The following is a 14,358-nucleotide window of genomic DNA, read 5'->3' as shown; positions in this document are numbered from 1 at the left end:
TGGCAAGTAATGAAATGGAGAGAGAGCATGACTGTTGATAAAAACATGAAATTGGAGCGCAAGCCTCTGTTTAACCCCCAGGGCGACATTGACGTGCGTAATCGTCGTATGATTGGTGGCAATACCACCAACCTCAACGATTTTAACAACATGCGTTACCAATGGGTGAGCAATTGGTATCGCAATGCCATGAACAACTTTTGGGTTCCCGAAGAAATTAATTTGGCACAGGACATCAAGGATTATCCTTTGCTTTCCGAGGCTGAGCGCACTGCTTACGATAAAATCCTCAGCTTTCTGGTGTTTCTCGACAGCCTACAGAGCGCTAATTTGCCAAATATAAGCAGCTATATTACGGCTAACGAGGTCAACTTGTGTTTAGGTATTCAGACGTTCCAGGAGTGCGTCCATTCGCAGAGTTATTCGTACATGCTGGATACCATTTGTTCTCCCGAGAAACGCAATGAGATTTTGTATCAGTGGCGCGATGATACACATTTGCTTGCCCGCAATACCTTTATTGGTGACCTCTACAATGAGTTTTTGGCGCAGCAGAGCCCTCGTGCTTTATTGCGTGTGTGTATGGCCAACTACATTTTGGAGGGTGTGTACTTCTACTCTGGCTTTATGTTCTTTTACAATTTGGCCCGCAATGGAAAAATGCCTGGTAGCGCTCAGGAAATTCGTTATATCAATCGCGATGAAAACACGCATTTATGGTTGTTCCGCAATATTATTTCTGAGCTTCAGCGTGAAGAGCCCCAGCTGTTTGATGCGAACACCGTGGAAGAGCTGCGCAACATGTTACTAGAAGGTGTGCGCCAAGAGATTGCATGGGGCCGTTATGTGATTGGCGATAAGGTCTCTGGATTAACGGGCGATATGGTAGAGAAGTACATCCGTTACCTGGGCAATCTGCGTTGGAGTGGCCTGGGGTATGGTCAGCTATTTGATGATGTATCTGGCGAGCCCGAGGGCATGGAGTGGGTTTCTCAGTATTCTAGTGCCAATATGGTAAAAACGGACTTCTTTGAAGCTCGCTCTACTGCATATGCTAAGTCCACTGCTCTTGTGGATGATTTATAGGATGACCTATGCGGCTTCAGGCTTAGGCTTTAATCCAGAGTACCCCATGGTCTAGCTGAATCAGCGCTACTGCTTGATGTAGCGCTGATTTTTGCTTTTGGGCTTATCGGGAATGGTGGGAGCAATAAGACCAAGCTCAAGTGCTGGATTTATATAACTTGTTCTTAAAGTATTCCTTGTTTTGACGTGTACTAATTCCATCAACTGCGCGGCACTATAAGCAACTCCCCATTCCATTGCTTGAAGTAAACAAGAGACCTGTTTAGGCAATATAGTTGCCGCACGATTGTTTTGTATGAGCATTGTATCTAGTGTGGCATCAATCTGCTGTAGCATAAATTCAATAAATATGTCTGATGATCCATGTACATGGCATTGTGCAATTGCGTCGTAATACTGAGCTTGGAACTTAGCAATTTGACTTTCTAAGGGAAGATATTCAAAAAACGGGTTCCAAGTGTTAAGAAGTACCGTATGCCATAGACGAGCAATGCGACCATTGCCATCAGAAAAAGGATGAATAAAAACAAATTCATAATGAAATATGGATGAGATAATAAGCGGATGAACCGTATCTTTGTTAGTGTGCATCCATGCAAAAAGTTGCGTCATGAGTTCGGGAACAAAATGTGGTTGAGGTGCCATAAAAATGCAGGTATCTCCATTAAATACCCCTTCATTCCCGGTACGAAACTTCCCAGCATCGGGCAATAAACCCTGCGTCATTACACCATGCGCTCTTTTTAAATCATCTAATGAGTAGGGGTCATAGGAGTTAATACATTCATATGCCGCATAGGCATTTTTTACCTCTTGGATTTCTCGCGCTGGTCCTAAGACGAGGTTTCCATCAATAACATCTTTGACCTGGTCAAGAGAAAGAGAGTTAGCTTCAATAGCTAAAGAAGAATGAATTGATTTAATACGATTATTTTTGCGCAGTTGAGGGTGGGCGTGTAAGCTCTGATATATTTCAAGCTTGCCGACTTTCTCGCTAATAGACGAAGCAAGCATCATCATGTTGGAAGTAATAGAGTAGGGCGGCTGGTAGTTTTGCATAGGTCCCCTATCAAACTATCTTACTCAATATCTTACTTAATATCATACTCAATATCTTACTCAATATCATGCTCAATTTTGAACTCCCTCAGGTATAGTCAAAAATTATTTTGTAATGGTTGTAATAAAAACTGCAGGTATATATACCTGTCACAGCCGTTGTGACAATTTGATTCTTAACTTGCTCAAGATGGTAGTTAATACTGTGACTATGGAAGTCATACCCGCACTGGGTGCTTAAGAAAGGCATGACAAACCATGGCACTTTTTTCCAAAAATCATATGCTGGGCACGTTGGATGTAGCTACTCAGACAGAGGCATTTAGGGCGCTCGCCGCTCGCGCGCAAGAGCTAAACGTCACCAACAGCCCTCAGGCAATCGTGTCTGACTATCTACAGCGAGAAGCCGAGGCAAGCACTGGTTTTGGTGGAGGCATTGCTATCCCGCATGCAAGGTCTGCAAGCGTCCTTACCACAGCAGTGCTCTTTGCCAAGCTTAAAACACCTGTTGCTTGGGCTGCTCTTGACGATAAACCCGTGGATACCGTGATTTCTTTGCTGGTTCCCACAAACAAGAACTCTGAGCACCTCAGGCTTTTATCGTCACTTAGCCGTAAGCTAATTCATCCTGAGTTTGCTCACGTGCTCAAAGGCGGTACCACAGATGAAGTATATGAGTTGATTGCCAGTGCACTTACTGGTGAGTAATACGTTTTAGCAGGTAAATCCAGCAACAAGAAAGCTGGTAGCCATACATGCAATGAGAGGCAATGAAAGGAGGGCCTATGTCTAAGTCAATTGTTGCAGTAACCAATTGTCCCGCAGGTATTGCCCATACCTATATGGTTGCAGAGGCAATTAAGACAAAGGGCGAGGCTGCAGGGTACGAGGTGTATGTCGAGACGCAGGGTGCAAATGGCATTGAGAACGCTCTTACTACAGAGCAAATTAAGGCTGCCGATTACGTCATTCTTGCGCTTGGTAAGGGCATGACGGACGATGACCGCATTCGCTTTGATGGGAAAAAGCTTGTAGAAGTATCTGTGTCTAAGGCGCTTAAGGATATGGATTTTATTATGTCCAACCTAGAGACACAAGCTCACCTGTATCGTGCCACTGCTGTAGATCTAGGCGGGCGTACCGCCAAAGAGTCATCCGTAAGTGGTCTTATGTCCCACCTCATGGCTGGTGTATCCGCTGCTTTACCGTTTGTTATTGGTGGCGGCTTGCTTATGGCCATTGGCTCCATTATGGCTCAGTTTGGCGCTCCTAATGTAGAGCCCAATGTGGAGGCTGGTACCGTTGCTTCTTTGGCATGGGTACTCAATACCATTGGTGGCTTAGGTTTCTCGTTTATGGTTCCTGTTATGGGTGGTTACATTGCCCAGTCTATTGGTGGTAAGCCCGCTTTAGCACCAGCATTTATCTGCTCGTATTTGGCAAATCGTTCTGATTTGTTGGGCACTCCTGCAAATGCAGGCTTTATTGGTGCGGTTGCTATTGGTTTGCTCATAGGCTATTACGCTAAGGCCATGAAGGGAATTAAGCTGCCCAAGAATATGCAAGGTCTCATGGGCTTCTTGATTATTCCTTTTACGGCTCTGCTTATCTTTGGCATTTTGACCTATTACGTACTGGGTCCCCTTGCCGCTGGCATGATGAACGGCCTGGTAACCATGCTTCAGAGTGTGCCCGAAAGTGCACGTTTGTTTGCCGCATTTCTTGTGGGCGCCATGCTTGCCTTTGATATGGGCGGTCCTGTTAATAAGGCAGCGTGGTTCTTCTCCTTCTCGTTGGTAGCCTCTGGCGTATACGAGTGGTATGGCATTGTTGGCGTAGTAACACTGCTTCCTCCTGTTGCTGCAGCTATTGCCACTTGGATTAAGCCCGCTTTGTTTACCGAGGCAGAGCGTGACGCCGCATGGCCTGCCTTGATCGTTGGCGCTACCACCGCTACAGAGCCTGCAATTCCTTACGCTTTGGCAGCTCCACTTCCTATGATTTCTGCCAACGTTTTGGCTGGTGGTATTGCGGGTGCTCTGTCTATGGCGTTGGGTATCAAGCGTATAGCTCCGGGCATTGGTGTGTTTGACCCGCTGCTTGGTCTTATTACTCCTGCACCACAGTACTACTTCGTATTCTTTGCGGGCCTTGCCCTTAACGTTGCGTTTATTATTATCTTCAAGTCTGCGTGGATGAAGAAACGCGCTCAAAAGGATAACGCTTAAGCAGTTTGTGATACGCGCACCTGTGGCATACTCCCCACAGGTGCGTTTTGTTATGGGAGCCGTCTAGTCATTATTAAAATTAATAATGACTAGACGCATGCGTACCACAAAGCGCATGCGTACCACAAAGCGCATGCCGGGCACACTAGAGCCGCACTCAGGTTGGACATACGTGTATCGAAAGGGTCTTGCCATGCACACGCAGCAGAATGTACCAACTTACGATTTTGATGCTGTTATCAATCGCCATGGCAGCTATAGCACGCAGTGGGATTACATTGCGGATCGTTTTGGCACCAATGACGTTGTGCCCTTTTCCATTTCTGATGCTGATTTTGAGGTGCCATCTCCTATAGTTACAGCGCTGCAGCAGCGTTTGTCTCATCCTGTCTTTGGCTACACGCGCTGGAACCATTCTGACTTTAAGCAGCCTATTGTGCAGTGGTTTAGTAGGCGCTCTGGTGCCGAGGTAGATCCAGATTGGATTGTGTATAGCCCTAGTGTCATCTATTCAGTGGCAACCCTTATTCGTATGATGTCCAATCCGGGGGACGCGGTTGTTACGTTTACCCCGCTGTATGACGGCTTTTATGGAGCAATTCAGGCAAACGGTCGAGACATCCTTCCGGTGTACCTGCCTGCCGCGCATGAGAGCGCTTCGCTTAACCTCAATGAGCTGCGCGTAGCTTGCGAGAAACCCCAGGCAAAAGTTCTGCTTCTTACTAATCCGCACAATCCCACAGGCAAAGTGTTTTCTTACCAGGAGCTTGCAGACATTGTAGATATTGCCCAGCAGACCAATACGTTTATTATTTCTGACGACATCCATCGTGACATCATTTTGGGAGATGTGCCGTACACGCCCCTTACGGAGATTACAACTACAGGTGTGGCGCTTGCCTGCTCTAGCTCTAAAACGTTTAATACGGCTGGGCTGATTGGTTCTTACGTGTTTATTCCAGAATCAAAAACGCGTGAAGAGTTCTTGGTGGAGCTCAAGCAGCGCAATGCCTTGTCAAGCGTGAGCATTATGGGCATGCACGCGCAGATGGCAGCCTATACGAGCTGTGATTATTATGTCGATGGCTTGGTGGCTCATACACGCTCTAATATGCAGCTCATTAAGGATTTTCTGAGTAGCACTATCCCGCAAATCAAGTTTGAAATCCCTCAGGGTACCTACCTGGCGTGGATGGATATTTCTGGGTTGCATGTAAGTTCTTCTCGGCTGCAACAGGCGTGCGTAACCTATGGTCATGTGGGCATTATGAGTGGTGCTACCTATGGAGATGACCGCTTTATGCGCATGTGCGTTGCGTGCCCTCAATCCAAACTTGAGCAGGGGCTCGAGGGGCTATACAAGGGCGTGCAAAGCGTATGAGATTAAATGGTCGAGAAAAGCAACTGATTCATCTCTTACGAGAAGGGCCAGCAACAGGCAGGCAACTGGCCGATGCCCTTGGCGTTTCTCGCCGTACGGTACTGCGTGATATCCTGCGTCTGAATGCACTTTTGGAATCTTGCAATGCGGGCCAGATTGAATCAGGGCTTAATTACAGCTTGCGTATAGATTCAGTGCGTGCGCTGGATGCCTTGGTGCAAAACACGTACGACGAGGTTACTGAGGTTTTACTCGTTCTGGTAACTTTGCCTTCTGTAACAGTGGGTGAGTTGTCTGACCTCACGTCATTGCCTGTAGGTACGGTTCGGAAGTCAATAGATGCAATTAATATGCGATATCGAGACATTTTGCATATTACCTCGCAAGCAGGCCGCGGTCTGAACATGGTATTTTACAAACTTGGTCCGGTAGACTTGCTTGCTGCTCTTTGCGCGCAAAATAAAGCTATCAAAAGTGAAGTAGAGCTGCTGGCAAATGCAGGCCTTACTGCGTTGGGTTCTTTAATACCAGAAGTGGAAGAGTATCGTACTAAATTGGAGCCTTGGCTCACTGCCACGCAGGTAAATATACAGGTTAATGCTTCTATTGCAACGGCGTGCTTTGTGCAAAGGACGGCTGCTTCTACCAGTTCTTATCGTGAGGCCCTGCGTGCGTTTATTGCCGAGAAACAGCAAACCTATGCGTGGCTTGTCTTAAAACGCTACGAACTTATGGGACTTGCAGCAGATATGCTCAATCAGCACGGCGTTCAGGGGATGAGTGCCAATTTACCCAATCTTATTTTTGCGCATATAGCTCGTGCAGCACTGTTTCCAACCATCATGGATGATGAGTTTCGTTCCCAGATTGAAGAGCTGCGTATTGCACATCCTTTTGAATTTGATTTTGCGCGTATTTATTGTTCGCGCGTAGAGCTTATGCATCCAGGGCTGCTGCTCGAGCCAGAACTATGCGCGCTCTATGTGATTGGTACGGCAGCGCGCTCTGATGCAACGCCCACATCTATTTTACTTTTAAGTGCTCGCAAGTCGCTTGAGTCTGTCAATCGAGCCTTGCTTGAGCAGGCCATGAATGATGCCACTATCGTGTTGGCTGATGATGCATCTTCTGCTATTAAGAAGTATCAAACGCAGAGTTTTGATCTTCTTATTAGAGATGAAGCCTGTTGTGGTTCTGAGGTAGACGAGTTGCCCTGGGATTTGGTTACTCGTGGCATTTTGCGCGATAAGGACTTGGCTTTACTACAGCGCAGCGTGCTGTATACGTCATATAAAAAATCTCTTACAACTATGTTGCCACAAGAACAGTACGTAGCGCTACCAGCGGATTGTTTAACGTATGAGGAGGTTTTGTCCAAGGGTTTGGATGTGTTTATCCAGCGCGGACGTATGAACAAAGAAGAAGCTGCTGCTACATTGGCTCGTGAACTACAAGGAGAGCGCTTGGCGTTTAATGGCGTGGCTGTTCCACACTGCGTTACCAACGTACCATCTAACAACTTTAGGCTGTTTGCAATTTGCCCCACAACAACAGTGCATACCCAAGATGAGGACATCAATCTTATTTTGGTGGTGTTTGCAAGCAAGCATCAGGATGACAAGAACACGATTTTCTCGTACGTGTATTCCATGCTTTCTACTCAGACTTTGAGTGCTCCAAACATAAGCTATTTGCAGCTCATGAACTTACTTGGCCTGGAGAAATAATATGAATCAGCATCCACAGCTGCCAACACACGAGCAAGTTGAGGCGTTTGTGCATACGCATTGGGAACAGATTGTGGCAGACATTGCCCAACTTGTTGCCATTCCCAGTATAGAAGACCCGTCTACGGCATCTGCTCAGAAGCCTTTTGGTGACCCTGTTGATCAGGCACTTTGCTGCGGTATGGAAATTGCGACGCGCCTAGGCCTTGAAGCACACCCCTGCGATGGCTACCTTGCGTTTGCTGATGTGCCTGCATCGTGTCTACGCTCGGATGCACCCAGTAAGAGCGATAAGCGCAAGCATATTGCCACCATTGCACATCTTGATGTTGTTCCTGCTGGACCAGGGTGGGAGAGTAACCCCTTTGTTGTCCAGCGCAAAGAAGGTTATTTGGTTGGGCGCGGCGTTTTGGACGATAAAGGCCCTGCAATCCTTACGCTATGGGCAGCGCATTTCTTTACACAGCCAGAATTTGCGCCGTTCCATAACTTGCGCGTGCTTTTGGGTGGCAATGAAGAAACGGGCATGGCAGATGCGCGCTACTATCAGTCTAAGTTCTCGGCACCCGATTTTTTGTTTACGCCTGATTCCTCCTGGCCCGTAGTGTGTGGCGAGAAGGGCTCGTATAATGCGCTCATTTCATTTCCACTGCAAGCAGATGGACGCATTGTCTTGGTTGAAGCTGGTACGGTGCGCAACGCAGTGGCTGCTCATGCAACGGCAGTTGTACGTGCTACGCCCAGTGAGCTTCCTGCCGCGAAAAACATTTCATATGTCCCTGAGGATAATGGCTATGTGCGGCTGTTTGCAGAAGGCGTTGGTGGTCATGCCGCCATGCCTGAAGGCACAAAGAGTGCTCTTGGGATTTTGACAACCTATCTGTTGGAACATGGCATCTATACTCCTGCCGAGAAGCGCTGGCTGGAGTTCCAGCAGCGTATGCATGGAGCATGGGATGGCTCGTTGTTGGGTGTAGACGCTACGGATGATATATTTGACCCGCTTACCATTGTGAGTGGTGTCATGTATACCCGTGATGGTAAGTTAGTTCAAACAGTGGATTGTCGCTATCCCAAATCTACTACGCCTGATGCCATTTGTGCAGAACTGCAAAAGGTCTGTGCTCAGCATGGTCTAGCATATGAAGAGATTCGTCGTGGTAAGTATCTCTACGTTGACCCACAAAGTCCCGAGCTTCAAATACTTCTCGATAGCTATGCAGAGTGGGCGGGTCAGCACAAAAAGCCTGTCACTTTGGGTGGCGGAACGTATGCAAAGCATTTTCCCTATGCTGTGGCGTTTGGTCCCGAGGAAGAGCCAGACCCTCACCAGCCTGAGTGGGTGGGTACCATTCATGGTCCTCAAGAGGCAGTATTAGAATCTTCCCTCAAGCGAGCACTCGCAATTTACATTACGGCACTTGCGCGCTTGCTACTAGGTGCTTAGCGCGTGTCTAGTGTGCGTCTAATGCTTTAAGACCTTGCGAAGTTTCTTGGCTGTGGTGAGCGCCTTGTAATAAACAGGACGCAAAGGAATGTCTCTACCTGCTGCAACAGGAATAATCTCGGTGCTAAATTTGGTTTTGAATACATTAAGACCCTTGAGTGAAGGGGCAAAGTCATTGCCAATGCCCATAAGATCATAGTGGGTAACGCCCAAGTCATACAGCATGCAGCATTCCGCATACAAAAGTCTATCGGTAACGAACATATGCATGGCATCGGAGCGCATGGCTGCGTAATAGCGCACGGCAACGGGGCCGTGCATAGTAATAATGGACCAGCCAACCACGCGCTCGTCTACGCGCGCTGCAAATACGCGGCAGTGATCCTTGCCTAAAGCTCCCAGCATATCGGTGTAGTCAGACAAAGGAGCGGGGACAAAACCATCGCGCTTGCCCGTGTCCACCATCACCTCGTAGTATTCACTAAAGTCGTTATACGCTCGCTCTGTCTCGTCCATGCATGTTGCAGGGCACTCGCGCATTGCTTTGCGAACATCGCGGCGACCACGAGTCTTCATGCGTTTTAGAATCTCTTCATAGCCACCCTCTAAAGAGATGATGACGGTTTGATTGTAGGGAACGGTGCTCAAAACAGGAACCGCCAGATTGTCATACCACGTGTCTACGCGCATAAAGACAAGGTTTTTATCGGCTTGCTTAAGCTGTGTTGCTAAGGCTTGTAACACCTGCGTTTCTAGTTCTTGGGTGGGATGCTCAAGCCATGCGGGACCATGCATAGAGCGTACGTAATGATAGCCATGCGTTTCAAAATCGATAAGAGAAATAAAAGCAAGGGGTTTCTCGTCCTGCTGGATGATAAAGCAACCCCAAGGCTTGCGCCCCTCAATGGTTGCCTGATAGCTTGCCCACACGGCAGTTTGTTCTATAGGAAGTATAAAATCACAGCTTTGAGCTGCGGATTCTAGCTCGTTTACGTTTACGTTCTTAAGTGTAATCATGCTGCTCCTTATACGTATTAAGCGGCTTTATTATAGCGAGCATGCCTCCAGCAACAGCCTGACAGCTCCTTTGCGTGAAAATTACGTGATTGTTGCGTGTTTAAACGAGAAACCAAATCTAGGACGTGACCTTTATTTTTGTGTGGTGTATACTTTTAAAGCTATTTTTGTAGAGCCCCGTAACCTCTGTAAAAGAATTAGCAGCAGCTGTTCGTCCAGGAGCAGCTACGTATCCGTATGTTGGAGGAGTCAAGTGAACAAGTCGACTCATTACGCCAAGGCCGGCGAAGTCGAGCGCAATTGGGTGCTCGTTGACGCTGAGGGTGCTACCTTGGGCCGTCTTGCTACTCAGGTTGCAATGATCCTGCGCGGCAAGAACAAGCCTCAGTACACCCCTCATACTGACACTGGCGATTTTGTAGTAGTCATCAATGCTGACAAGGTAGTTCTTACTGGCGTTAAGGCAGAGCACAAGTCTTACTGGCGCTATTCTGGTTTCCTTGGTGGCCTTAAGACCGAGTCCTTTAAGGAGGCTATGGAGAAGCACCCTGAGCGTGTAGTAGAGCATGCAATCAAGGGTATGCTTCCCAAGACCCGCCTTGGTGCTCAGCAGTATCGTAAGCTTCACGTATACGCTGGTTCCGAGCACCCCCACACCGCCCAGAACCCTACCAAGATTGATTTGGAGGCATAACCGATGGCTGATAACACCGCTGTATACACCGGCACCGGCCGTCGTAAGGAGGCTGTCGCTCGCGTACGCCTCGTTCCCGGCACCGGCAAGGTTACCATTAATGGTCGCGAGGCTCTGGCTTACTTTGGTCGTCAGCAGCTCGTAGACAACGCACTTGCACCCTTTAAGGTCACTGATACCGTCAATGCCTTTGACGTTATCGCTCTTTGCGATGGCGGCGGCATCAACGGTCAGTCTGGCGCTCTTCGCTTGGGTATTGCTCGCGCTCTTTTGAACGCTGGTGAGTATCGCCCCGAGCTCAAGAAGGCTGGCTTCCTTACTCGTGACGCACGTGCTGTTGAGCGTAAGAAGTATGGTCTGAAGAAGGCTCGTAAGCGTCCTCAGTTCTCCAAGCGTTAATCTGTTATTTATTTCAGATTCTCCAAAGGGGTTCGTCCTAGTGGCGAGCCCCTTTTTCGTTGGGTTACCATAGTACAAGCCGAAAGAACGGGAGACACAATGAAGTATTTCGGGACTGATGGATTTAGAGGTAAGGCCAATGAAAGCCTTACGGTAGATCATGCCTACCAAATTGGTCGTTTTATTGGTTGGTATTATGGTGCTAAACAGGAGCGTAAGGCTCGCATTCTTATTGGTAAGGATACGCGTCGCTCCAGTTACATGTTTGAATCTGCTCTTATCGCGGGCTTGGTTGCCTCAGGTGCTGACGCCTACATGCTGCATGTTATCCCTACGCCTGGCGTAAGCTATGAGGTGGTAGATGGTAATTTTGACTGTGGCGTTATGATTACCGCCAGTCATAATCCGTATACTGATAATGGCATTAAGCTGGTAAATAATGATGGCTATAAGATGGAAGAAGACGTCTTACAGCAGGTTGAGGACTATATTGATAACAAGTTTGAGGTTCCTTTAGCCACGGGTAATGCAATTGGCTGTACCGTGGACTATATGCAGGGTCGCAACCGTTACATTGCTCATCTTATTGCAAGCGCAAACTTTTCTCTTCAGGGTGTTAAAGTTGGCTTGGATTGCGCAAATGGCTCTGCCTCGAGTGTAGCCAAACCGGTATTTGATGCTTTGGGCGCGGATGTGCGCGTGATTAATAATTCACCCAATGGCTTTAATATCAATGTAGATGCTGGTTCCACCCATATTGAGGTGCTGCAACGCCATGTTGTAGAGCAGGGCTTGGATGTGGGCTTTGCTTACGATGGAGATGCTGACCGTTGTATTGCTGTGGACGATCGTGGTCGTGTAGTAGATGGTGACCTCATCTTGTACGTGTGTGCCAAGTATCTTAATAAGCACGGACGTCTGGCTGCGGGTACTGTTGTTCCCACCGTTATGTCTAATTTTGGACTCTTTAAGGCATTGGATGTTGCCAAGGTTGCGTATGAGAAGACTGACGTAGGCGATAAAAACGTCTTTGCATGCATGCGTGCCAACGGCTACTCCCTTGGTGGCGAGCAATCTGGTCATGTCATTTTTGGTGACATAGAAAACACCGGGGATGGCATCATGACAAGCCTTCGTGTGATGGAAGTTATTCGTGCAGAGCGCGAGACCTTGTCGGAACTGGTTCGTCCTGTTTCGCTCTATCCACAGCAGTTGGACAACATTCGCGTTACAGACAAGCAAGCTGCCATGGAATCTCCCAAGGTTAAGGCTGCGGTGGACGCTGCCGAGAAGTTCCTCAAGGGCAATGGCCGCGTATTGGTGCGCGCATCGGGTACCGAGCCTTTAGTTCGAGTGTTGGCAGAAGCACCGGACGAGAAGCTCTGTCGTGATGCAAATGCCATTGTTATTGCAGCTTTGGAACCCTTTAAGGCTTAGGCACGTTTTTTAAGCGCAACCGTTAGGACAGCTATGTGCGGAATTGTTGGTTACATTGGAACTAAACAGGCAGCGCCTTTCTTATTGCAAGGCCTGGCTGCTCTTGAATATCGTGGGTATGATTCAGCAGGTGTAGAGGTACTATCCAATGATGGCGGCCTACACGGGGTAAAGTGCGCCGGACGCGTGTCCGTGTTGGCACAGCGTTGCTCAACGGCAAACTTGCTGGGTACCAGTGGTATTGCTCATACGCGTTGGGCAACTCATGGTGCTCCATCAGATAAAAACTCTCATCCTCATCTGGATTGCTCGGGCCGTGTAGCCATTGTGCACAATGGTATTATCGAGAATTACCGCGCACTTAAAGAGGAACTGCTTGTTGCGGGACATAGTTTTGCATCCGATACAGATTCTGAGGTAGTAGCTCATTTGGTAAGTGAGTCGTTGGCCGGTCCTGCTAAGGGGGACTTGCTAGAAGCTGTACGCATTGCAACAAGTCGTCTGGAAGGCTCATGGGCACTGGCCGTTTTGTGTGCAGATACCCCCAATGAACTAGTGGTTGCGCGCAACAGGTCACCCTTGATTATTGCTCAGGCACCTGATGGTGTTTATGCGGCGTCTGACGTGTCTGCCTTGGCTGGCAAGGCTTCTGAGGTTATTCAACTTGATGATAACCAGCTGGCTCGCCTGTCCAAGAACGGTAGCGTTAACGTTATTACTTCTGAGGGTTCGCTGGTTTCAAAACCCAACAAATATGCTGTTGATTGGGAAGCATCCGCAGCTACACTGGGTGGTTATCCAGACTTTATGGCAAAAGAAATTGCCGAGCAGCCCGAAGCGCTTGAGCGTCTTTTACGTGATCGTTTAACCTCCGATGGCATTAAATTAGACGAACTTAAGATGACAAACGAGGATATTGCTGCTATTGATCGTATTTATGTTATTGCCTGTGGCACAAGCTACCACGTAGGCCTTATTGCACGCACCGTTATTGAGGCATGGGCTCAAGTGCCCGTTGTGGTAGAAACGGCATCTGAGTTTATTTACCAGGATGTTCTTGTAACAGACCATACACTTTGTGTCATCATTTCTCAGTCTGGAGAAACTGCTGATACCTTATCTGCTGCTCGCAAGATGCGTGGGTTGGGCGCGCGTGTATTTGCCATTACCAATGTGATTGGTTCCACTGCCGCGCGTGAAAGCGATGGTGTTTTGTATATTCAGGCAGGTCCTGAAGTGTGCGTCTGTTCTACTAAGGCGTATACCGCTCAAATGGTTGCTGCCATTTTACTTGCTTTGTACGTGGCACATCACAATGGCGCTATGAGCTATAAGCAGGTGCAGGACAAGTTTACTGAGCTTACTAAGTTGCCCGATCAAATCCGTGAAGTGCTCAAACGCGGTTGGCAAGACAAGGTTGTATCAAGTGCCTTTGCTCAGGCTCAATCCAGTCTGTTTTTGGGTCGCGGCGTTAATGCTACGACGGCTGCGGAGGGCGCACTCAAGCTCAAAGAGATTAGCTATTTGCATGCCGAGGCTTATGCTGCAGGAGAAATGAAGCATGGTCCCATTGCACTTCTTGAGAAGGGCTTTCCCGTTGTGGCGCTTGTACCGCGTGACCGCGTACACGATAAGACCGTTTCCAACATTGAGGAAGTTATCGCTCGTGGAGCTACCTGTATTGCCGTAGCTACAGACGGTGACACCGATGTGGCTGCACTGTGCCATCACGTGCTGTGGATTCCGCCTATGAATGAAGAGTTCTTCGTTCCTATTGTGGCAGTTGTCCATTTGCAAATGCTCGCACGTCATGTGGCACTAGCGCGTAATTGTGATGTAGATAAGCCTCGCAACTTAGCTAAATCGGTTACGGTTGAGTAGGG

At 48.2% G+C, this 14,358-nt stretch carries 12 protein-coding genes; 10 read left to right on the top strand and 2 right to left on the bottom strand.

What is annotated here, in order from left to right:
• The first annotated feature begins 27 nt into the window (after nucleotides 1-27).
• On the top strand, nucleotides 28-1,086 hold the full coding sequence (locus SPD80_RS01555; RefSeq protein WP_320605829.1) for a ribonucleotide-diphosphate reductase subunit beta: 1,059 nt from the start codon (nucleotides 28-30) through the stop codon (nucleotides 1,084-1,086).
• 66 nt (nucleotides 1,087-1,152) lie between these two features.
• On the opposite strand, the gene SPD80_RS01550 is transcribed toward SPD80_RS01555, so the two are convergent.
• Nucleotides 1,153-2,145 carry a Fic family protein gene (locus tag SPD80_RS01550; protein ID WP_320828171.1) on the bottom strand — a complete coding sequence of 331 codons (993 nt, stop codon included), beginning with the start codon at nucleotides 2,143-2,145 and terminating at the stop codon, nucleotides 1,153-1,155.
• A 258-nt stretch (nucleotides 2,146-2,403) separates the two neighbouring features.
• On the opposite strand from SPD80_RS01550, the gene SPD80_RS01545 reads away from it, so the two are divergent.
• The 5 genes from SPD80_RS01545 (at nucleotide 2,404) to SPD80_RS01525 (ending at nucleotide 8,928) form a co-directional block, all read left to right on the top strand.
• Complete coding sequence (locus SPD80_RS01545; RefSeq protein ID WP_320828170.1) at nucleotides 2,404-2,853, top strand: fructose PTS transporter subunit IIA; 450 nt, start codon at nucleotides 2,404-2,406, stop codon at nucleotides 2,851-2,853.
• A gap of 77 nt (nucleotides 2,854-2,930) precedes the next feature.
• Nucleotides 2,931-4,373 (top strand): fructose-specific PTS transporter subunit EIIC, encoded by a 1,443-nt coding sequence (locus SPD80_RS01540; RefSeq protein WP_320828168.1) that lies wholly within the window; start codon nucleotides 2,931-2,933, stop codon nucleotides 4,371-4,373.
• A gap of 97 nt (nucleotides 4,374-4,470) precedes the next feature.
• The gene (locus tag SPD80_RS01535; protein WP_320828167.1) at nucleotides 4,471-5,754 is read left to right on the top strand and encodes a MalY/PatB family protein; all 1,284 of its coding nucleotides are present in this window, start codon (nucleotides 4,471-4,473) and stop codon (nucleotides 5,752-5,754) included.
• Nucleotides 5,751-7,481, top strand: a complete 1,731-nt coding sequence (locus SPD80_RS01530) for an HTH domain-containing protein (RefSeq protein ID WP_320828166.1) — start codon at nucleotides 5,751-5,753, stop codon at nucleotides 7,479-7,481. Before SPD80_RS01535 ends, SPD80_RS01530 begins: the two co-directional genes overlap by 4 nt.
• A 1-nt stretch (nucleotide 7,482) precedes the next feature.
• Entirely contained in the window at nucleotides 7,483-8,928 is a 1,446-nt protein-coding gene (locus tag SPD80_RS01525) for a Sapep family Mn(2+)-dependent dipeptidase (protein ID WP_320828165.1), read from the top strand.
• Between the two features lie 18 nt (nucleotides 8,929-8,946).
• On the opposite strand, the gene SPD80_RS01520 is transcribed toward SPD80_RS01525, so the two are convergent.
• A complete protein-coding gene (locus tag SPD80_RS01520) occupies nucleotides 8,947-9,945 on the bottom strand; it encodes a lipid II:glycine glycyltransferase FemX (protein WP_320828164.1) in 999 nt (332 codons plus the stop codon).
• A gap of 253 nt (nucleotides 9,946-10,198) precedes the next feature.
• On the opposite strand from SPD80_RS01520, the gene rplM reads away from it, so the two are divergent.
• The 4 genes from rplM (at nucleotide 10,199) to glmS (ending at nucleotide 14,356) form a co-directional block, all read left to right on the top strand.
• The gene (rplM, locus tag SPD80_RS01515; protein ID WP_320828163.1) at nucleotides 10,199-10,639 is read left to right on the top strand and encodes a 50S ribosomal protein L13; all 441 of its coding nucleotides are present in this window, start codon (nucleotides 10,199-10,201) and stop codon (nucleotides 10,637-10,639) included.
• 3 nt (nucleotides 10,640-10,642) lie between these two features.
• Entirely contained in the window at nucleotides 10,643-11,038 is a 396-nt protein-coding gene (gene rpsI / locus SPD80_RS01510; protein WP_320605813.1) for a 30S ribosomal protein S9, read from the top strand.
• 99 nt (nucleotides 11,039-11,137) lie between these two features.
• On the top strand, nucleotides 11,138-12,475 hold the full coding sequence (gene glmM / locus SPD80_RS01505) for a phosphoglucosamine mutase (protein WP_320828161.1): 1,338 nt from the start codon (nucleotides 11,138-11,140) through the stop codon (nucleotides 12,473-12,475).
• 33 nt (nucleotides 12,476-12,508) lie between these two features.
• Entirely contained in the window at nucleotides 12,509-14,356 is a 1,848-nt protein-coding gene (glmS, locus tag SPD80_RS01500) for a glutamine--fructose-6-phosphate transaminase (isomerizing) (protein WP_320828160.1), read from the top strand.
• The last annotated feature ends 2 nt before the right edge of the window (nucleotides 14,357-14,358 follow it).

It is taken from the genome of Atopobium sp., from assembly GCF_034113385.1.
Taxonomy (GTDB): domain Bacteria; phylum Actinomycetota; class Coriobacteriia; order Coriobacteriales; family Atopobiaceae; genus Atopobium.
Note: the sequence above shows the minus strand (reverse complement) of the source record. Positions and strands in the feature narration are given on the sequence as shown.